The following is a 21,068-nucleotide window of genomic DNA, read 5'->3' as shown; positions in this document are numbered from 1 at the left end:
GAAGCCCATGAGACGCCCTAGTTCCACCAAGCTGTTGCTGGTCGGCGCGCTGCCCCTGGCCATCAGCGGTTGCAGCGACCCCGAGCAGACCGTCACCTGGTCGGTAAAAGACAACTTCAAGAACGTCCAGGCCTGTGTCGACGCCAAATTCCCCGTGGACGTGTGTTCCGACGCCTATATCCAGGCCATGGTCGACCACCGTAAGGTCGCTCCGGTCTACGCTGATCGCGCCGCTTGCGACGCCGACTTCGTCGAAGGCTATTGCCAACCCACGTCGGACGGCCAGTTCATGCCGCAGATGGCCGGGTTCGAGCTGGCCGCGTCCGGCGAAATGCCCAAGGCCCAGGCCGAACAGATCCAGCAGCAGGCCGCGCAACAGGGCGCCTCGTCCAGTGGCATTGGCAGCACCGTCGCCGCAGCGGGTGCCGGCGCCTTGGCCGGGATGCTGATCGGCAATGCCATGAGCAATCGCAGCGCGCCGCGCTACCAGTCGCAACCGGTCTACCAGAACCGCGATTCCCGCGGCAGCTACCAGACCTCGACCCTGTCGCGGCAGATCGAGCAGGGCAAGACCTTCAGCCGTTCCACCCAGCCGCAGCGCTACAAGCAGGACGACCGGCAGGGCAGTTCCTCCGGTTACTACGGTGGCTCCGGCTCGTCGCGCTCCAGCAGCACGACGTCGTCGTTCCGTTCCAACTCGGGCTCCAGCGTCAGCTCCAGCATCTCCCGCGGCGGCTTCGGCCAGCAGGCCACGGCGCGCAGCGGCTGGGGTGGCAAGAGTTCCGGCTTCGGCGGTTGAGGGCAGGGCACGATGAAGAAGATCAGCATCGAGGAACGGCCTGACTGGCAGCGCATCGTCGAAAGCGAAGGCTTCGACTTCCATACCATCGACGGCGAGCGCTACTGGGACGAGCGTGGCTACTACCAGTTCAGCGAGCGGCAGATCAGCGATGACCTGGAAGCGCCGACCCAGGATGTCCATGCCATGTGCCTGGACGCGGTGGAGCGAGTGGTGGAGTCGGAGGAACTGCTGACCCGCCTGGCGATTCCGCCGGCGTTCTTCGACCTGGTCCGCGATTCGTGGCGGGAGGGGCATCCGCACCTCTACGGGCGTTTCGACTTCATCTACGACGGCAACGGCCCGGCCAGGTGCATCGAAGCCAACTACGACACACCCACCAGCCTGCTGGAAGCCGGCTCGGTACAACTGTTGTGGCTGGAGCACCAGGTCACCGCCGGGGTGCTGCCGGCCAGGGCGACCCAGTTCAATACCATCGCCGAAGACCTGGTCCAGGCGTTCGGCGCCTTTCCCAACGACGCACCGTTCCACTTCTCGGCCATGTCCGGTTCGCGGGAAGACCGTGGCACCACGGACTTCCTGCGGCGCATGGCAGCCCACACCGGGATCGACGCGCGGCATATCGATATCGAGGATATCGGCCTGCTTGACGGTCAGTTCGTCGACCTGGACGGCCAGTGGATCCAGCGCCTGTTCAAGCTGCATGCCTGGGAACACATCTTCCACGAGCCGTTCGGCCAGGCGGTGCCGGGTTGCGACACGCTGTTCGTGGAGCCAGCGTGGAAGTCCATCGTCAGTAACAAGGGCATTCTCGCCTTGCTCTGGGAGTTCAACGAGGGGCATCCGAACCTGCTGCCAGCCTTCGTCGACCGCGAGCCGCAACGCCCGGTACCGGCAGGCTGGGTGCGCAAGCCGTATTTCTCACGCGAGGGCGCGAACATCGAGTTGCGCACTCCGGAGGGCCAGTTCCTCGCCGAGGACGGGCCCTACACCGATGCGCCGTACATCCTCCAGGAGTTCGTGCCGCTGCCGCGTTTCGGTGACAGCTACACCCTGGTCGGCTCCTGGGTGATCGGCGACGTGGCCTCGGGCATCGGTATCCGCGAGGACGACAGCCTGATCACCAAGGACACCAGCCGCTTCCTGCCCCATGTCGTGATCGACTGATCATTTCTCCACCAGCGCACGCAAGGCCGCCTTGGCCTCTGGCGTGCACAGGCGGTCGATGAAGAACTGGCTCTCGCGCTCGACCACCGCCGCCAGTTCGTCGCGAACGCTGTCCTTGAGCAGTTGCTTGCTGATCCGCAGTGCCTCCTGGGGCATGCGTTGCAGGCGCCTGGCCAGTTCCCGTGCCGCGTTCAGGCACGCATCACCATCCTCGTGCAGTTCATTGGCCAGGCCCCAGTGCACGGCCTGTTCGCCATTCAGGGCTTCGTTGGCCAGCAACAGGCGCGCTGCCCGGGCATGCCCGAGCAGGCGCGGCAGCAGCAGGCTGGAGCCGAATTCCGGGCACAGGCCCAGCGGCGCGAACGGCATGCGCAGCTTGGCCCCGCGGGACACCAGCACCTGGTCGCAGTGCAGCAGCAGGGTGGTGCCGATGCCGATCGCCGGACCGTTGACCGCCGCGACCAGCGGTTTTCGCAGCCCGAGAACCACGCGCATCATACGGAACACCGGGTGGTCGCGGTCTTCGGGCGGGTGTTCGAGGAAATCGTGGAGGTCGTTGCCGGCGCTGAAGCAGGTGGCGCCGCCGGTGATCAGGATGACCTCGACCTGCGGGTTACGGTCAGCGGCGTCCAGCAACTCACCCAAGCGCTGGTACATGGTGCTGTTGAGGGCGTTAAGCTTGTCGGGTCGGTTGAGGGTCAGGGTCAGCAAGCCCTGGTCGAGGGTGTCGAGAATCAGGTCGTTCATGGCAGGCGCTTCTTGTCGTTGTCGGAGTGGCACTGCGGCGACGGTTTATCACGGGGGTCGCCTTGCTGTACAGTCGTTCAGTCCATTACAACAACGAGAACCGCCGATGAACCAGGAAGCCCGTTATCAACGCATGCTGCCGCAGGAGCGCAAGGCCAGGCTGGTCGAGGCGACCCTGACCTGTCTCAAGCAGCATGGCTTCCAGGGCGCCTCGATCCGCAAGATCTGCGCCGAGGCCGGGGTCTCGGTGGGGCTGATCAGTCATCACTATTCGGGCAAGGACGAACTGGTGGCCGAGGCCTACCTGGCGGTGACCGGGCGGGTCATGGGGCTGCTTCGCGAGGCGATGGACCAGGCCGCACCCAATGCCCGCGAGCGTTTGTCGGCGTTCTTCCGTGCCTCGTTCTGCGAGGAATTGCTCGATCCGCAGTTGCTGGACGCCTGGCTGGCGTTCTGGGGCGCGGTGAAGACGGCCGAGGCGATCAATCAGGTGCATGATCACTCCTATGGTGAGTACCGCAGTACCCTGAGCCGGGCGCTGACCGAGCTGGCCAGGGAAGAGGGCTGGGAAAACTTCGATGCCGACCTGGCGGCCATCAGCCTGAGTGCCTTGCTCGACGGGTTGTGGCTGGAGTCCGGGTTGAACCCGGGAACCTTTACCCGGGATCAGGGGGTGCAGATCTGCGAGGCCTGGGTCGATGGCCTGCAGGCCGGCGGGCGGCGGCGTTTCGTCCAGATCGTCGCCTAGACCGAAAGCGCGATGCGGATCCTGCGGGCTGTTGATCGTTCGTTCAGCAACGGTTACGCTGCCTGCGCGTGTCATCGTCCAACGCCAATAACAAGAGACAACCGCAATGACGCCTCGGGTTCTGATCGTCGACGACGATCCGCTGATTCGCGAGCTGCTGCACGCCTACCTGTCCCAGGAAGGCTACGAAGTCCACTGTGCCGATACCGCCGAGGGGGCCGAGGCATTCCTCGCCAGCCACACGGTCGACCTGGTGCTGCTGGATATCCGCTTGCCAGGCAAGGACGGCCTGACCCTGACCCGCGAACTGCGCGTGCGTTCGGAAATAGGCATCATCCTGATCACCGGGCGTAACGACGATATCGACCGCATCGTTGGCCTCGAATGCGGTGCCGACGACTATGTGATCAAGCCCCTCAATCCTCGCGAACTGGTATCCCGTGCCAAGAACCTGGTGCGCCGGGTCCGCGCCGCCCAGATCGCGCCGCAGGCGTCGTCCAGCCACCACACCCTCAAGCAGTTCGCCGAGTGGGCCCTGGACAGCGACCGTCGGCGCCTGATCGACCCGCAGGGCGGCGAGACCCTGCTGACCCATGGCGAATTCCAGCTGCTCAGCGTGTTCCTGCGCAACAGCGGCCACACGCTGACTCGCGACCAGTTGATGGACCAGATCCGCAACCGCGAATGGGTGCCCAACGACCGCTCCATCGACGTGCTGGTCGGCCGCCTGCGGCGCAAGCTGCACGACGACCCGGCGGAACCGCAACTGATCATCACCATCCACGGCACCGGCTACCTGTTCACCGCCAGCGTGGCGGCTTGAGCCCATGCGTCGGCTAATGGCGGTCCTCCTGATGCTCTGCGGCCTGCCGGTGATGGCCGCGGAGAAGGTGCGCTACTGCGATTACCCGGTGTACCCGCCGGTGTCCTGGAGCGATGGCCGCCAGGTCCGCGGCCTGGCGCCGACGGTGGTGCGCGAGCTGTTCGCGCGTCTGGGCTACGAGGTGGAGATCGTCGTTCTCGGCAACTGGAAGCGTTGCCTTCTGGACGCGGCACAGGGTCGGGTGGACGTGGTGCTGGCCTACGACAGCGACCAGCGCGACCTGGGCATGCGTTTTTCCAAGGAGGCGGTGGTGCGCGAGGAGGTCGCCGTCTTCGTCAACCGCCAGCGCCCGGTGCACTTCGAACGCCTCGACGATCTTGCCAATTACCGTGGCGGCCTGCTGTTCGGCGAAAGCTACGGCCAGGCCTTCGACCGTTTTGTCGCCCGTCACCAGAACATCGAGTGGGTGTCGTCCAGCCGGCAGAATTTCGGCAAGCTGATTCGCGGACGCATCGACTTCGTGGTTCAGGAGCGGCGCACCGGCCAACTGTTCGTCGAGAGCCTGCCCGATGCCGGGGATATCGTCGCGCTGCCCCGGGTGCTGAGCGTCGACTACCTGCGGGTCGCGGTATCGAAGCGTTCGCCGCTGAGCGCGCGCATGGCGGAGATCGACCAGCAACTGCGCCGCATGGCCGAAAAAGGCGAAATCGAGCGCTGGCTGGAGCAAAGCGAAGTGACCTACCGCGACATGATCCGCCTGCCGGCGAACGCGCCATGATCCGCTGGCGCGCCGACGGCCTGCTGCGCCGACTGCTGCTGTATATCCTGCTGTTCAGCCTGTGCTTCACCGTGCTGGCCAGCTCGGTGCAACTGTATTTCGAATACCGCCGCGAGATGCGCGATATCGAGTCGCGCATGGCACTGATCCGCGTCGGTTACCTGGCCAGCCTGGAGCGCAGCCTGTGGGATCTCGACGAGGCGCAACTGAACACCCAGTTGCGCGGGCTGGTGGACTTTTCCGATGTTGCCCGGGTGCGCTTGAGCAGTGACGACTTCAATCTGCTGCGTGGCGAGGCTGAGCCCTTGGGGCCGTTGCGGATCGAACGCTTTCCCCTCGATTACCAGCCACCGTCCGGACCGCCGCGCCATCTCGGCGAGCTGGAAGTGAGCATCGACCTCGGCGCCGTGCACCGCCGCCTGTTCGCCACCGGCCTGACCAGCCTGCTGTGGATGGGGGTGTTCCTCTGCGGCTTGGCAGTGGTGCTGTCGGGGCTGTTCTACCGCCTGGTCACCCGGCACCTGCAGGTCATGGCCGAATTCGCCCAGCGGGTCGGTGCCGGGCAGTGGCAGGAACCGCTGCGCCTGGACCGCCGGCCGGCGGCCAATGGCGATGAAATCGACACCGTGGCCCATGCCCTGGACGATATGCGCCGGGCCATCCTCAGCGATATCGAGCGCCGCGAGCTGGACCGCCTGGCCCTGCAGGACAAGCGCGACGAATTGCAGGCCATGGTCGAGCGGCGCACCGCCAGCCTGGCCCGGGCCAAGGACGAGGCGGAAGCGGCCAACCTGGCCAAGTCGCGTTTCCTCGCCACCATGAGCCACGAACTGCGCACGCCGCTCAACGGCATCCTCGGCATGGCCGAGCTGCTGCGCGGCGCGGCCTTGCATGGCCGCGAGCTGCAGCGCCTGGAAGCGTTGCACAAGGCGGGCGAGGGCTTGCTGGCGATTCTCGATGAGGTGCTGTACTTCGCCCGCCTCGAAGAAGGCGAAAGCCATCCCGAGCAGGTGGATTTCTCCCTGCGCCGTCTGTGTGCCGAGGTCATCACCTTGCTGGAGCCGCGGGCCACGGCAAACCACGATCTGCTGACTTGTCATCTCGACCCTTGTTTGGCCGAGCACCAATACGGTGCCGAACAGTACCTGCGCCAGGTGCTGAGCAACCTGCTGGCCAATGCGATCAAGTTCACCGAGGACGGCGAGGTGACCCTGGAGGTGCGGGTGCTGAGCGAGCTGCCGGACGGCCAGCGCCTGCGGGTGACGGTCAGGGATGACGGCATCGGTATCGCGCCCGAGGTGCAGGCGCGGATCTTCGAGCGTTTCACCCAGGCCAGCGAGGCGGTGGCGCGGCGCTACGGCGGTACCGGCCTGGGCCTGGCGATCTGCAAGCATCTGGTGGAAAGGCTCGGCGGCCGCATCGGCGTGGACAGCGTCGAAGGGCAGGGCAGTTGCTTCTGGTTCGAGCTGGACCTGCTCGACGGCGGGGAGTGCGCAGCGCCGGTTGCGCCGGCGCCCCTGGCGAGCCTGGATATTCTGGTGGTCGAGGACATGGTTCTGAATCGCGAGGTTGCTGCCGGCCTGCTGGAGCGCGACGGCCACCGGGTCGGCTTTGCCGAAGACGGCACGCAAGGGATGGAGCGCTGCTCGCAAAAACGGTTCGACCTGATCCTGCTGGACGTGCACCTGCCGGGCATGAGCGGGGTCGAGCTGTGCCGGTGGATCCGCGCCACGCCAGGGCCGAACCGCGACGTGCGTATCCTGGCCCTGACCGCCGGGGTGCAGCCGGCGCAGGTGCCGGTGTACCTGGAGGCGGGGATGCAGGGTGTGCTGGCCAAGCCCTTGCGCCTCGAAGCCTTGCGTCAGGCCCTGGCCCAAACGACGGTCAATGAGCTGTCCGCAGCCACGGAGATGGACTGGTCGCTGTTGCAGACTCACCGCACCTTGCTCGGCGAACAGAAGGTGCAGGGCTTGCTGGCGGTGTTGCGCCAGTCCCTGGAGCAGCATTACCCGATCCTGATCGAGGCATTGCAGGCCGGCGATCACACGGAAATCGCCCATCAGGCTCATCGCCTGGCGGGCAGCAGCGATTCCCTCGGTTTCCGCGGGCTGGCTGCGGTGCTGGGCGAACTGGAAATTGCCGCCCGCGAACATGACCATGACGCGCTGAACGCCTTGACCGATCGCCTGCAAGGCCAAGTCGAACAGGCCGATGCCATGCTGAAACGCCTGATCCAGAGCTGACGTACAGAAACGTTACGACTTTTTACATCTTCGATCCTGGCGGACAACGGCGCCTTACATCCCTTTCCAATAATCGACGGCAACCGTGGACACCGCGGTCCGTCAGGCTTATTGGAGATAACAATAATGAAATGCCGTAAAGCTGATTTCCCTGCCACCTTGCCGGGAGGTGGCCGTGATGAGTGAGTCCAACCAACGTCAGGGCATCCACCTGACCCGTGCCCTGAAGAGTCGGCATATCTTCATGCTGTCCCTGGGCGGGGTGATCGGCACCGGGCTGTTCATGGGCTCCGGGGTGACCATCAACCAGGGCGGACCGATGGGGGCCGTGCTGGCCTACCTGGTGGCCGGGCTGCTGATGTACCTGGTCATGGTGTGCCTGGGTGAGCTGTCGGTGCAGATGCCGGTGTCAGGCTCGTTCCAGGCCCACGCCACGCGCTATATCGGGCCGGCCACCGGCTTCATGATCGGCTGGGTGTACTGGATGAGCTGGGCCACCACCGTGGGCCTGGAATTCACCGCCGCTGGCATGCTGATGACCCGCTGGTTCCCCGAAGTGCCGATCTGGTACTGGTCGGCGCTGTTCGTGGTGGTGCTGTTCGGCCTCAACGCCCTGGCCACCCGTGCCTTCGGTGAGGCGGAGTACTGGTTCTCCGGGATCAAGGTGCTGACCATCCTGGCCTTCATCGTCATCGGCATCCTGGTGATGTTCGGTGGCATCCCGCTGTCCAGCGGCGCGCCGGCACCGAAATTCGACAATCTGATCGGCGACTCACTGTTCCCCAACGGCATCTCGGCGGTGTTCGCGGTGATGATGACCGTGGTCTACGCCTTCCAGGGCTGCGAGATCATGGGCGTGGCGGCCGGCGAGACCGACCAGCCGGAGAAGAGCATTCCTCGTGCTGTGCGCAACGTGGTGTTCCGCGTGCTGATCTTCTATGTGCTGGCGATCCTGGTGCTGTCGGCGATCGTGCCGTGGCAGCAGGCCGGGCTGATGGAAAGCCCGTTTGTGCAGGTGTTCGACATGGTCGGCATCCCGTTCGCCGCCGATGTGATGAACTTCGTGATCCTCACCGCCATCCTGTCGGTGGGTAATTCCGGGCTGTATGCCTCGACGCGCATCCTCTGGGCCATGTCCAAGACCGGCATGGCGCCGCGCAGCCTGTCGCCGCTGAGCAGCCGTGGCGTGCCGCTGCGGGCGCTGTGCATCACGCTGTGCTTTGCCTTGGTGTCGCTGATGACCAGCTTCGTGGCGGCGGACACGCTGTTCATGGTGCTGATGGCGGTGAGCGGCATGTCTGGCACCGTGACCTGGATCGTCATCGCCCTGGCTCAGTACCGCTTCCGCAAGACCTTCCTGCGCGAGGGCGGCAAGCTGGAAGACCTCAAGTACCGCGCGCCGCTATACCCGCTGGTGCCGCTGCTGTGCATCACCTTGTGCAGCTCGCTGTTCGTGTTCCTGGCGATGGATGAGACGCAGCGGCCTTCGTTGTATTGGGGGTTCGGGTTCATTGCGGTGTGCTATGCGGCGTACTTCCTGGTGAACAGGAAGCGGCAAGGGCAATTCATTCCAGAGACCTCTGGCATATAAATCAATTAGTTATGTGACTTTCCTGTTCCATCACCTAAACCTCAATCGCTGGCAAGCCAGCTCCCACAGGTACCCCGTCGCGCTTGAGAGCAGCGGTGAACCTGTGGGAGCTGGCTTGCCAGCGATTGGCCCTTGAGAACGCTGCAAATTCCCCCTGACATGAGTTGTGCAAAGTTGTAACAGCCCGACCTGAGAAAGCTCTTTAGCTAGAATTAAATTCAATAAAAACAAATAGATATCTAATTAATCTCCTCTGTTACATGAGAAATGCAGCCAATTGCCGCCTTGCTGAACACTCGTTTAGTATCTCCTCCCATACCTCACCCAAACCACAACAACACCGAGGCTTGCGATGACGAACCTGTCGCCCCTGTTGAGCAAAGTCGAAGCTGGCGTAGCCTGGATCACCCTCAACCGCCCTGAGCAGCGCAACGCGCTGGATATTCCCACCCTCAAGCACCTGCACGCGCTGCTCGATGACTTCAATGGCGATCCCGCCGTTCGCGTGGTGGTGCTGACCGGCAGCGGCCGCAGCTTCTGTGCCGGCGCCGACCTTGCCGAATGGGCCGACGCCGAAGCTCGCGGCATCCTCGAAAGCTACGGCTGGACCGAGACCGCCCACGCCCTGATGCAGCGCCTGCACAGCCTCGACAAACCGACCATCGCCGCCGTCAACGGCACCGCAGTGGGCGGCGGCATGGACCTGGCGCTGTGCTGCGACCTGCGCGTGGCCAGCGCTTCGGCCCGGTTCAAGGCCGGCTACACCAGCATGGCCTACAGCCCCGATGCTGGCGCCAGCTGGCACCTGCCGCGGCTGATCGGCGCGGAACAGGCCAAGCGCCTGCTGTTCCTCGACGAGCTGTGGGGCGCCGAACGCGCTCTGGCCACTGGCCTGGTCGGTGAAGTGGTGGCTGACGAGCAACTGACCGGCCACGTCGCCGAACTGGCCGCGCGCCTGGCCCAGGGCCCGACTTTCGCCTACGTGCAGACCAAGCGCCTGATCCGCGACGGCGCCCAACGCACTCTGGCCGAGCAACTGCGTGAGGAACTGGCTGCTGGCCTGCTCTGCGGGCGCAGCCAGGACGGCGCCGAGGCGCTGCGCGCTTCGGTGGAGCGTCGTGCACCTGTATTCAACGGTAAATGAAGCACTTACAGAAACTTCTTCAGGACGTTTAGCAATGAATTTCCAACTGACCCAAGAACAAGAAATGTTGGTGGAAGCGGTCCGCAGCTTCGTGACCCGTGAGCTGCTGCCCCATGAGGAAGAAGTCGACCGCGCCGACGCCGTGTCGCCGGAGCTGGCCGCACAGATCCGCGGCAAGGCCATCGCCGCCGGTTTCTACGCCTTCAATATGCCCGAGGAAGTCGGTGGCGGCGGCCTCGACTACCTGTCCCAGGCCCTGGTCGAGCGTGAGCTGTCCAAGGTCTCCTGGGCCTTGCATGTGTTCGTCGCCCGTCCTTCGAAGATACTCATGGCCTGCAAGGGTCAGCAGGTCGACGACTACCTGATCCCTTGCGTGCAGGGTGAGAAGACCGACTGCTTCGCCTTGACCGAGCCGGGCGCCGGCTCCGACGCCAATGCCATCAAGACCCGCGCCGTGCGCGAAGGCGACGACTTCGTCATCAATGGCAGCAAGCACTTCATCAGCCACGCCGGCCACGCCGACTTCGCCATCGTCTTCGCCGTCACCGACACCTACGAGCAGAACGGTCGCAAGCGCAATGCCGTGACCGCCTTCCTGGTCGACCGCGGCACCCCGGGCATGACGGTGCGCCGAGGGCCGAAATGCGTGAGCAACCGCGGCTACCACACCTACGAGCTGTTCTTCGACGATTGCCGGGTGCCGGCGAGCAAGGTCCTCGGCGAAGTCGACAAGGGCTGGGAAGTGGCCAACGCCTGGCTTACCGCCGGGCGGGTGATGGTCGCTGCCAACTGCGTCGGCCAGGCCCAGCGCGCCATGGACCTGTCGCTGCAATGGTCGGCGGACCGCAAGCAGTTCGGCCAGGCCATCGGCAGCTACCAGGGTGTGTCGTTCAAGCTCGCCGACATGGCCACGCAGATCCGCGCCGCCGAGCTGCTGACCCTGCACACTGCCTGGAAGATGGACCAGGGCAGCATGACCGACGGCGAGGCCGGCATGGCCAAGCTGTTCGCCAGCGAGGTGCTGGGCAAGGTGGCCGACGAGGCGGTGCAGATCTTCGGCGGCATGGGCCTGATGGACGAAGGGCCGGTGGAGCGCATCTGGCGCAACGCGCGGATCGAGCGGATCTGGGAAGGCACCTCGGAAATCCAGCGCCATATCATTTCCCGCGAGCTGCTGCGGCCATTGCTGCGCTGAGGAGACCGTCATGTCGCCATTGATTCGTGACAACCTCAAGCGCCTGCTGGCTCCTCGGCACCTGGCCTTTATCGGCGGGCGCAGCATGGCCCGGGCCCTGCGGCGCTGCGCCGAGGGCGGTTTCGCCGGGCAGATGTGGCTGGTCAATCCGCAGCACGCCAGTATCGACGGCGTGCCCTGCGTCGCCAGCGTTTCCGACTTGCCCTGCGGGCCGGACGCGGTCTTCATCGCCACCAATCGTGAACTGACCCTGCAATGCGTCGGCGAACTGGCCGCCAAGGGCGCCGGTGGCGCCATCTGCTACGCCTCGGGCTTCGCCGAGACCGGCGAGCAAGGCCAGCAGTTGCAACGGCAACTGCTGGACGCCGCCGGCCATATGGCCTTGCTCGGTCCCAACTGCTACGGGCTGCTCGACTACCTGCAGTGCGCTGCCCTGTGGCCGGTAGCCCATGGCGGGCGCAAGGTGGAGCAGGGCGTGGCGGTGCTGACCCAGAGCGGAAACTTCGCCTACAACCTGTCCATGAGCGACCGCTCGCTGCCGGTGGCCTACATGGCCTCGGTGGGCAACCAGGCGCAACTGGGCGTCGCGGAACTGATGGACGTGCTGCTCGATGACCCACGGGTTACCGCCATCGGCCTGCACCTGGAAGGCCTGAAGAATGTGCCGGGCTTTGCTCGCGCCGCGCACAAGGCGCTGGAGAAGGGCATTCCGATCATTGCCTTGAAGACCGGCGTGTCGCAGATCGGTGCCGAGCTGGCCCTGAGTCACACCAGCTCGCTGTCCGGCTCCGATGCCCTTTACGACAGCCTGTTCCGTCGCCTCGGGGTGATCCGTGTCAGCGGTCCGGTGAGCTTTATCGAGACCCTCAAGTCTGCTGCCTGCGGCCGTCTGCCGACAGGGGACAGGCTGGTGGCGCTGGCCTGTTCCGGCGGCGATGCCGGGCTGATCGCCGATTATGCCGAACGCAATCGCCTGCAACTGCCGAAGCTGAATGCCGGGCAGGTGGAACAGCTGGCTGGCGTGCTACCGAGCTATGCCAACCTGGTCAACCCGCTGGACTTCACCACGGCCATCTGGGGCGACGAGGTCGCGCTGCGGCAGATGCTCGACGCCGTCCTCACCAGCGAAGCCGACGCTGCCATGCTGGTGCTGGACTATCCCGCCGAGTTCACCGGCGAGCGCAAGGAGTGCGACCTGATCCTGGAACTGTTCTGCGCGGCGCTGCAACGCCACGGCAAGACCGGTTTCGTCACCTCGGCGCTGCCGGAGCTGCTGCCGTCCCATGCCCGCGAACGCTTGCATGCGCACGGCATCGCGGCCTTGCAAGGTGTAGAGGATGGCCTGGCGGCCTGGGGACGCATCGTCGCCTGGCAAAAGGACCGCCAGCGCTTGCTGGCCCTCGGTGAATCGGCACGGGTGCCGCTATGCCCGCAAGCCTTGGCGGGCGAGGCCGAGCTGCTGGATGAATGGCAATCGAAACAGGCGCTGCGTGCCTTTGGTCTGAACGTGCCGGCGGGCGTGCTGAGCACCCCGGCACAGGCGGCCGAAGACGCTGCCCGTGTCGGCTATCCGCTGGTGTTGAAGGCCGTCAGCGCGCAACTGCCGCACAAGACCGAGGCTGGTGCCGTGGCGCTCAACCTCAAGGACGCCCAGGCCGTGACCAGCGCCGTGGCAGGTATGCGTGAACGTATCGCCGCCTACGCCCCGGACGTGCCGTTCGCGCACGTCCTGCTGGAGCCCATGGCCGAAGCGCCGCTGGCCGAACTGATCGTCGGCATCAAGCGCGAGAACGATTTCGCCCTGGCCCTGGTGATCGGCGCCGGTGGCGTGCTGGTGGAACTGCTCAAGGACAGCACCAGCCTGCTGCTGCCGACCACCGACGGGGCGATTCGCCAAGCCGTGCTCGGCTTGCGCAGCGCCGCGTTGTTGCAGGGCTTCCGCGGCCGTCCCGAAGCCGATCTCGATGCAGTCGTGAAGGCGATCCGCGCCGTGGCCGACTACGCCTGCGAGAACGCCGGACGCCTGCTGGAGCTGGATGTGAACCCATTGATGGTCGGTGCCCAGGGCACCACCGCGGTCGACGCGCTGATCCGCCTCGGCCAGGTACAAGGAGACGAACATGCATGAATCCATCCTGACCGGCGGCCAGGCCCTGGTCCGGCTGCTGGCCAACTACGGTGTCGATACGGTGTTCGGCATCCCCGGCGTGCATACCCTGGAGCTGTACCGCGGCCTGCCCGGCAGCGGCATCCGCCATGTCCTCACCCGTCATGAGCAGGGCGCCGGTTTCATGGCCGACGGCTACGCCCGGGTCAGCGGCAAGCCGGGAGTGTGCTTCGTCATCACCGGTCCGGGCGTGACCAATGCCGCTACCGCCATCGGCCAGGCCTATGCCGACTCGGTGCCGATGCTGGTGATTTCCAGCGTCAACCACACCGCCAGCCTGGGCAAGGGCTGGGGCTGCCTGCACGAAACCCAGGACCAGCGCGCCATGACCGCGCCGATCACCGCGTTTTCCGCCGTGGCCCTCAGCGCCGAAGACCTGCCGCAACTGATCGCCCGCGCCTGGGCGGTGTTCGACAGCGAGCGGCCAAGGCCGGTGCATATTTCCGTGCCGCTGGACGTGCTGGCCGCGCCGGTGGCCCGTGACTGGAGCAACGAGGTGGTGCGTCGTCCGGGCCGTGGCGTGCCAACCCGGGAACTGCTGGACCAGGCGGCCGCGCGCCTGGCGGCGGCGAAGCGACCGATGATTATCGCCGGTGGCGGTGCCATCGAGGCTTCGGCCGAACTGGAGCAACTGAGCACCCGCCTGGCCGCACCAGTGTTCACCAGCGTCGCCGGCAAGGGCCTGCTGCCGCCGGAGGCGCCGCTGAATGCCGGTTCCAGCTTGTGCGTCGAGCCGGGTTGGAACCTGATCGCCGAGGCCGATGTGGTCCTGGCGGTGGGCACCGAGATGGCCGACACCGATTTCTGGCGCGAGCGCCTGCCGCTGAACGGCGAACTGCTGCGGGTGGATATCGACCCGCGCAAGTTCAACGATTTCTATCCCTGCGCCCTGGCCCTGCACGGTGATGCCCGGCAGACCCTGGCGGGGATTCTCGAACAGCTGCCGGACATCCGCCGCGAGGCCGGTGCGGCCATGGAGGTGGTGGCCGGCCTGCGCCAGGCCATTCGCGCCGGCCACGGGTCGCTGCAAGGCATCCACCAGGCGATCCTCGACCGGGTGGCGGCGGAACTGCCGGAAAACGCCTTTATCAGCACTGACATGACCCAACTGGCCTACACCGGCAACTATGCTTTCGCCAGCCGCGCGCCGCGCAGCTGGCTGCATCCGACTGGTTATGGAACCTTGGGCTACGGGCTACCGGCGGGGATCGGCGCAATGTTTGGCGGCAACGGACGTCCGGGGCTGGTGCTGGTCGGCGATGGCGGTTTTCTCTACACCGCCCAGGAACTGGCCACCGCCGTGGAGGAGCTGGAGCGTCCGCTGGTAGTGCTGTTGTGGAACAACGATGCCCTCGGGCAGATCCGCGATGACATGCTCGGCCTGGATATCGAGCCGATCGGCGTGCTGCCGCGCAACCCGGACTTCGCCGGCCTTGGCCGGGCGTTCGGCTGCCATGTGGCGCAACCGGCCAGCCTCGACGAGCTGCAACGGGAACTGCGCACGGGCTTCGCTCGCAACGGCGTCACCCTGATCGAACTCAAGCACGCCTGTGCCCGCTGAATAGGAGCTTCGCCATGCGTTTTTCCAGTCTGACCCAGCGTATCGCCGGTGACGGTGCCGCCGCCTGGGAGATTCACTACCGCGCCCTGGCCATGCAGGCCGAGGGCAAGGACGTGCTGTTGCTGTCCGTGGGTGATCCGGATTTCGACACGCCCAAGCCGATAGTCGAAGCAGCCGTCGCCAGCCTGCGCAGCGGGCATACCCACTATTCCGATATCCGCGGCAAGCAGGCCCTGCGCCAGGCCATCGCCCGTCGCCACCAGCAACGCAGCGGGCAACAGGTCGATGCCGAGCAGGTCACGGTGCTGGCCGGTGCCCAGTGCGCGCTGTTCTGCGTGGCCCAGTGCGTGCTGGAGGCGGGGGACGAGGTGATCGTGCCCGAGCCGATGTACGTTACCTACGAGGCGGTGTTCGGCGCCTGCGGGGCGAAGGTGGTGACCGTGCCGGTGCGTCCGGAGAACGGTTTCCGCGTCGATCCGGCGGATGTCGCCACTCGTATTACTCCACGCACTCGCGCTCTGGCCCTGAACAGCCCGCACAACCCCACCGGTGCCAGCCTGCCGCGTGCCACCTGGGAAGCTCTGGCCGAGCTGTGCATCGCCCATGACCTGTGGCTGCTGTCCGACGAGGTCTACAGCGAGCTGCTGTACACCGGCGAGCACGTCAGCCCGTCCAGCCTGCCGGGCATGGCCGAACGCACCGCGACCATCAACAGCTTGTCCAAGTCCCACGCCATGACCGGCTGGCGGGTTGGCTGGGTGGTCGGCTCCCGCGAGCTGGCCGCGCACCTGGAAAACCTCGCGTTGTGCATGCTCTACGGCCTGCCGGACTTCATCCAGGACGCCGCCGTGGTGGCCCTGGAGCAGGAGTTGCCGGAGCTGGAGAGCATGCGCGAGACCTACCGCCAGCGCCGCGATCTGGTCTGCGAGCGCCTGGGCAACAGCCCTGGCCTCAAGGTGATCAAGCCCGACGGTGGCATGTTCGTGATGGTCGATATTCGCGCCACCGGCCTCAGTGCCCAGGCATTTTCCTTGCAATTGCTGGAGACCGAGGGTGTGTCCGCGCTGGCCGGCGAAGCCTTCGGGCCAAGCGCGGCCGGGCATATCCGCCTGGGCCTGGTGCTGGACAGCGACAAGCTGGGCGACGCCTGCGGCCGTATCGCGCGCTGTGCCGCGGCATTGATGGAGTCCCGGACCCATGCGTGAGTATTCGTTGTTGTATCTCGACGGCGCCTGGCGTGCGCCGAGCGGGCAGGGCATGGCCGAGGTCATCGACCCGGCCAGCGAAAGCGTCATCGGCCGGGTGCCGTTGGGTGACGAGCAGGACGTCGAGCGCGCCGTGCAGGCGGCGCGCCGGGCCTTCAGCGACTGGTCGCGGACGCCGTCCAGCGTGCGTGCCGGCTTTATCCGGGCCCTGGCCGAGCAGTTGAGGGCCCGGGCCGGCGAGATGGCCGATGTGATCACCGCCGAGCTGGGCATGCCGGTGCAGTGGTGCCAGAGCGTGCAGGTGGACGGGCCGATCGAAGGGCTGGAGCAGTACGTCGAGCTGGCCGGGCTGATGGATCGCGTGCATGAAGTCGGCAATTCGCGGGTGTACCGCGAGGCGGTGGGCGTCTGTGCCTTCATCAATCCGTGGAACTACCCGCTGCACCAGTTGATCGGCAAGTTGGCCCCGGCGTTGGCTGCCGGCTGCACCGTGGTGGTCAAGCCGAGCCAGGAAACCCCGCTGCATGCCTTCCTGCTGGCGGAGATGATCGACGCCATCGGCCTGCCGCCAGGGGTGTTCAACCTGGTCAGCGGGCCGGGATCGAAGGTCGGCGAGGCGCTGGCACGGCATCCGTTGGTGGACATGGTGTCCTTCACCGGCTCCACCGGTGCCGGCGTGCGCGTGGCCCAGGCCGCTGCGCCGACGGTCAAGCGGGTGTGCCTGGAACTGGGCGGCAAGTCGCCGTTCCTGATTACGCCGGACGCCGATCTCGCCGCTGCCGTACGCCATGGCGTGCAGGACGTGATGATCAACTCCGGGCAGACCTGCACGGCGCTGACCCGTATGCTCCTGCCCGCCGAGCGCTATGCCGAGGCGGTGGAGATCGCTGCGGCCGAGGCAAGGGCGCTGGTGATGGGCGATCCCCGCGATCCGGCCAGCTTCCTCGGGCCGATGTGTTCGGCGGGGCAGCGGCGCACGGTGCGCGAGTACATCGAGGTCGGCAAGGCGGAAGGTGCACGTCTGGTGTGCGGCGCTGAGCTGGTGCCGGAACGCGGTTTCTATGTGGCACCGACGATCTTTGCCGATGTCGACAACCGCATGCGCATCGCCCAGGAGGAAATCTTCGGGCCGGTGCTGTGCCTGATGCCTTATCGCGACGAAGCCCAGGCCATCGCGCTGGCCAATGATTCGCCGTTCGGCTTGTCCAGCGCGGTCTGGGCCGGCAGTCGCGAGCATGGTGTGGAGCTGGCGCGGCAACTGCGTGCCGGGCAGTGCTTCGTCAATGGCGCCGCCTTCAACTATCGCGCCCCGTTCGGCGGCTACAAGCAGTCCGGCAACGGTCGCGAGTGGGGCGAGGAAGGGCTGGGCGAGTTTGTCGAGATCAAGGCCGTGCAGGTCTGAACCAAGGATTTATTCATGAATGTACTGATCGTCCATGCTCATCCCGAGCCGCAATCCTTTACCGCCGCGCTGCGTGACCAGGCGGCCGAGACCTTTCGCGCGCAGGGCCATGAGGTCAAGGTCAGCGACCTCTATGCCATGGGCTGGAACCCGGTGGCCAGTGCGGCCGATTTCGGCCATCGGGAGAATCCCGAGTATCTGGTGTATGCCTTGGAGCAGCGGCTGGGAGTGAAGAGTGGTTCTATCGCCGCGGATATCCAGCAGGAGCTGGACAAGCTGCTGTGGGCCGACCTGCTGGTGCTGAATTTCCCGATCTTCTGGTTCTCCGCGCCGGCCATGCTCAAGGGCTGGATCGACCGGGTGCTGGTGTCGGGGGTGTGCTATGGCGGCAAGCGCTTCTATGACCAGGGAGGCCTGGCGGGCAAGCGGGCGCTGGTGACGGTAACCCTTGGCGGGCGCGAGCATATGTTCGGCGAGGGCGCGATCCATGGGCCGCTGGAGGACATGCTGCGGCCAATCCTGCGCGGGACTTTGGCGTATGTCGGCTATGACGTGCTGCCGCCGTTCGTGGCCTGGCATGTGCCCTATATCAGCGACGAGGCGCGCAAGGGCTTCCTGGAGGATTACCGGGTGCGGTTGGAGCATCTATCGGATGATCTGCCGCTGGAGTTTCCCAAGCTGGCGCAGTTCGATGAGGCGCTGTACCCCCTGAAGTAAAAGCAACGCGGACCCTGTGGGAGCGGATGAACCCTCCCACATTTGTCCTGCGTCGTTCGTAAGATCAAGTGGACATACCCAAAAACGACCACCCCCCCATCCGGGTTATGTCCCCCTCAAGCCAAACCCCCGATAGTGATTCCACCGGCTCATTCCGAGCAGTCACACGATGGAGTTGCTATGGGCAAGGCACCAAAGGTGATCGGCAGTTTTCTCCTGGCAGGCGCGGCAACGGTCGCGCTGGCCGGCGAAGCGGACACCGGCAATACGCTCAGGTTGTACAACTGGACCGACTATATCGGTGAAACCACCCTGGCCGATTTCGAGAAGGCCACCGGCATCAAGGTGATCTACGACACCTTCGACGGCTACGAGACCGTGCAGACCAAGCTGCTCACCGGTCGCTCCGGCTACGACCTGGTGATGCTCAACGCTTCCCTGGTGCCGCCGCTGATCAAGGCCGGGGTGTTCCAGCCGCTGGACAAGCAGCAGTTGCCAAGCTGGAACAACCTCGATCCCAAGGTGGTCGCCGACCTGCAGGGCTACGATCCCGGCCTGAAGTTCTCCGCGCCCTACACCTGGGGCAGCTCCGGCGTCACCTACAACGTCGACAAGATCAAGGCTCGCATGCCCGATGCCCCCATCGGCTCGCTGGCCATGCTGTTCGATCCGAAGGTCGTCGCGCGCTTCGCCGATTGTGGCGTGACCCTGATGGACGCGCCCAGCGAAGTCATCCCGCTGGCCCTGCAGTACCTGGGCAAGGACCCGCACAGCGCCACATCGGCCGATCTCGATGCAGCGCAGAAGCTGCTGCTGGATATCCGTCCGTACATCCGCAAGTTCGACTCGGTGAACTACCTCACCAGCCTGCCCAACGGCGATGTCTGCCTGGCTCTGACCTGGTCCGGCGACTATGCCACCGCCCAGGCCCGCGCCGAGGAAGCGAAGAAGGATATCCACCTGAAGTTCTTCATCCCCAGCGAGGGCTCGCTGATCTGGTTCGACAACCTGTACCTGCCCAAGGACGCGCCCCACGTGGCCAATGCGCACAAGTTCATCGAGTTCCTGCTGCAGCCGCAGAACATGGCCGGGGTGACCAACCTGATCCACTACGCCAACAGCAACGGCGCCGCCACTGCGCTGGTCAAGGAAGAGATCCGCGACGACCCGACCATCTACCCCGACGACGCCACCCGTCAGCGTCTGTTCGCCCAGAAAAGCCAGTCGGCCAAGGAAATGCGCGCCATCACCCGGGTGTGGAACACGGTCAAGACCGGCTACTGACCTGCCTCTTCAATTTCGTACCGCAAGGAGCTGCCCATGAGCATGCCCAACAAAGCACTGGACCCAAGCTTCGTCGTCGATCCCCTGGTGGAAGCCGACAAGGCCCACTACATGCATGGCTACCACATGTTCGACGAGCATCGCGAACAAGGCGCGCTGAACATCGTCGCCGGGGAGGGCGCCTATATCCGCGATACCGAGGGCAACCGTTTCCTCGATGCCGTCGGCGGCATGTGGTGCACCAATATCGGTTTGGGCCGCGAGGAAATGGCCCTGGCCATCGCCGACCAGGTGCGCCGCCTGGCCTATTCCAATCCGTTCTCGGACATGGCCAACGACGTCGCCATCCAGCTGTGCCAGAAACTGGCGCAACTGGCGCCGGGCGACCTGAATCACGTGTTTCTCACCACCGGGGGCTCCACCGCGGTCGATACCGCCTACCGCATGATCCAGTACTACCAGAACTGCCGCGGCAAGCCGGAGAAGAAGCACATCATCGCCCGCTACAACGCCTACCACGGCTCCACCACTCTGACCATGTCGATCGGCAACAAGGCGGCCGATCGGGTGCCGGAGTTCGACTACGCCAACGAGCTGATCCACCACGTCTCCAATCCCAATCCGTACCGCGCCCCGGACGACATGGACGAGGCAGAGTTCCTCGACTTCCTCGTGGCCGAGTTCGAGGACAAGATCCACTCCCTCGGCCCGGACAAGGTCGCGGCCTTCTTCGCCGAGCCAATCATGGGCTCCGGCGGGGTGATCATCCCGCCCCAGGGCTACTTCAAGCGCATGTGGGAGCTGTGCCAGACCTACGACATCCTCTTCGTCGCAGACGAAGTGGTGACCTCGTTCGGCCGCCTCGGCACCTTCTTTGCCAGCGAGGAGCTGTTCGGCGTCACCCCGGACATCATCACCACCGCCAAAGGCCTGACTTCGGCCTACCTGCCGCTGGGCGCGTGCATCTTCTCCGAGCGCATCTGGAAGGTCATCGCCGAGCCGGGCAAGGGCCGCTGCTTCACCCATGGCTTCACCTACAGCGGGCATCCGGTGTGCTGCACCGCAGCGTTGAAGAACATCGAGATCATCGAGCGGGAAAACCTGCTGGCCCATGTGCAGGACGTCGGTGGCTATCTGGAACAGCGCCTGGCGACCCTGGGCGAGCTGCCGCTGGTGGGCGACGTGCGCTGCCTGAAGCTGATGGCCTGCGTCGAGTTCGTTGCCGACAAGGCCAGCAAGGCGCTGTTCGCCGATGCGGTGAACATCGGTGAACGCATTCACCGCAAGGCCCAGGCCAAGGGGTTGCTGGTGCGGCCGATCATGCACCTGAACGTGATGTCGCCGCCGCTGGTGATCACCCATGCCCAGGTCGACGAGATCGTCGCGGTCCTTCGCCAGTGCATCCTCGACACCGCTGCCGAGCTGCGTGCCGAAGGCCTGTATCACGACCAATGAACAGCCTGCGCCGACCTGTTCGCCAGCATGCCCGGCAGGCTA

General features: G+C 65.4%; 17 protein-coding genes. 16 read left to right on the top strand and 1 reads right to left on the bottom strand.

The window, feature by feature from the left end; genetic code table 11:
- Window positions 1-7 precede the first annotated feature (7 nt).
- Window positions 8-799: a DUF1190 domain-containing protein gene (locus AC5QPF_RS16370; RefSeq protein ID WP_494958891.1), complete on the top strand. Its 792-nt coding sequence runs from the start codon at window positions 8-10 to the stop codon at window positions 797-799.
- A 12-nt stretch (window positions 800-811) separates the two neighbouring features.
- The gene (locus AC5QPF_RS16365) at window positions 812-1,966 is read left to right on the top strand and encodes a glutathionylspermidine synthase family protein (RefSeq protein ID WP_494958890.1); all 1,155 of its coding nucleotides are present in this window, start codon (window positions 812-814) and stop codon (window positions 1,964-1,966) included.
- Here AC5QPF_RS16365 and AC5QPF_RS16360 read toward each other — a convergent pair whose 3' ends face one another.
- A complete protein-coding gene (locus tag AC5QPF_RS16360; RefSeq protein ID WP_494958889.1) occupies window positions 1,967-2,713 on the bottom strand; it encodes an enoyl-CoA hydratase-related protein in 747 nt (248 codons plus the stop codon). It lies immediately after the preceding gene.
- 106 nt (window positions 2,714-2,819) lie between these two features.
- Here AC5QPF_RS16360 and AC5QPF_RS16355 point away from each other — a divergent pair, with 106 nt between their 5' ends.
- The 14 genes from AC5QPF_RS16355 to AC5QPF_RS16290 all read left to right on the top strand — a co-directional run bounded on the left by AC5QPF_RS16355 (window position 2,820) and on the right by AC5QPF_RS16290 (window position 21,026).
- Entirely contained in the window at window positions 2,820-3,461 is a 642-nt protein-coding gene (locus AC5QPF_RS16355) for a TetR family transcriptional regulator C-terminal domain-containing protein (RefSeq protein ID WP_494958888.1), read from the top strand.
- A 106-nt stretch (window positions 3,462-3,567) separates the two neighbouring features.
- Window positions 3,568-4,284 carry a response regulator gene (locus AC5QPF_RS16350; protein WP_494958887.1) on the top strand — a complete coding sequence of 239 codons (717 nt, stop codon included), beginning with the start codon at window positions 3,568-3,570 and terminating at the stop codon, window positions 4,282-4,284.
- Window positions 4,285-4,300: 16 nt separating this feature from the next.
- The gene (locus tag AC5QPF_RS16345; RefSeq protein ID WP_494958886.1) at window positions 4,301-5,062 is read left to right on the top strand and encodes a transporter substrate-binding domain-containing protein; all 762 of its coding nucleotides are present in this window, start codon (window positions 4,301-4,303) and stop codon (window positions 5,060-5,062) included.
- A complete protein-coding gene (locus AC5QPF_RS16340; RefSeq protein WP_494958885.1) occupies window positions 5,059-7,305 on the top strand; it encodes an ATP-binding protein in 2,247 nt (748 codons plus the stop codon). Before AC5QPF_RS16345 ends, AC5QPF_RS16340 begins: the two co-directional genes overlap by 4 nt.
- Before the next feature lie 178 nt (window positions 7,306-7,483).
- Window positions 7,484-8,896: an amino acid permease gene (locus AC5QPF_RS16335; protein WP_494958884.1), complete on the top strand. Its 1,413-nt coding sequence runs from the start codon at window positions 7,484-7,486 to the stop codon at window positions 8,894-8,896.
- 352 nt (window positions 8,897-9,248) lie between these two features.
- Window positions 9,249-10,040, top strand: coding sequence for an enoyl-CoA hydratase-related protein (locus AC5QPF_RS16330; RefSeq protein ID WP_494958883.1), 792 nt, complete (start codon window positions 9,249-9,251; stop codon window positions 10,038-10,040).
- A 34-nt stretch (window positions 10,041-10,074) separates the two neighbouring features.
- The gene (locus AC5QPF_RS16325) at window positions 10,075-11,235 is read left to right on the top strand and encodes an acyl-CoA dehydrogenase family protein (protein ID WP_494958882.1); all 1,161 of its coding nucleotides are present in this window, start codon (window positions 10,075-10,077) and stop codon (window positions 11,233-11,235) included.
- 10 nt (window positions 11,236-11,245) lie between these two features.
- On the top strand, window positions 11,246-13,363 hold the full coding sequence (locus tag AC5QPF_RS16320; protein ID WP_494958881.1) for an acetate--CoA ligase family protein: 2,118 nt from the start codon (window positions 11,246-11,248) through the stop codon (window positions 13,361-13,363).
- Window positions 13,356-14,963, top strand: a complete 1,608-nt coding sequence (locus AC5QPF_RS16315; RefSeq protein WP_494958880.1) for a 5-guanidino-2-oxopentanoate decarboxylase — start codon at window positions 13,356-13,358, stop codon at window positions 14,961-14,963. The genes AC5QPF_RS16320 and AC5QPF_RS16315 overlap by 8 nt, the downstream gene beginning before the upstream one ends.
- Window positions 14,964-14,977: 14 nt before the next feature.
- Entirely contained in the window at window positions 14,978-16,168 is a 1,191-nt protein-coding gene (locus AC5QPF_RS16310) for an aminotransferase class I/II-fold pyridoxal phosphate-dependent enzyme (protein ID WP_494958879.1), read from the top strand.
- Entirely contained in the window at window positions 16,161-17,570 is a 1,410-nt protein-coding gene (locus tag AC5QPF_RS16305) for an aldehyde dehydrogenase family protein (protein WP_494958878.1), read from the top strand. Before AC5QPF_RS16310 ends, AC5QPF_RS16305 begins: the two co-directional genes overlap by 8 nt.
- Window positions 17,571-17,585: 15 nt before the next feature.
- Window positions 17,586-18,287 (top strand): NAD(P)H-dependent oxidoreductase, encoded by a 702-nt coding sequence (locus AC5QPF_RS16300; RefSeq protein WP_494958877.1) that lies wholly within the window; start codon window positions 17,586-17,588, stop codon window positions 18,285-18,287.
- A 180-nt stretch (window positions 18,288-18,467) separates the two neighbouring features.
- Window positions 18,468-19,571 (top strand): extracellular solute-binding protein, encoded by a 1,104-nt coding sequence (locus tag AC5QPF_RS16295; protein WP_494958876.1) that lies wholly within the window; start codon window positions 18,468-18,470, stop codon window positions 19,569-19,571.
- Window positions 19,572-19,607: 36 nt separating this feature from the next.
- Window positions 19,608-21,026, top strand: coding sequence for an aminotransferase (locus AC5QPF_RS16290; protein WP_494958875.1), 1,419 nt, complete (start codon window positions 19,608-19,610; stop codon window positions 21,024-21,026).
- Window positions 21,027-21,068 lie beyond the last annotated feature (42 nt).

The organism is Pseudomonas sp. Con_6, assembly GCF_059379395.1.
Note: the sequence above shows the minus strand (reverse complement) of the source record. Positions and strands in the feature narration are given on the sequence as shown.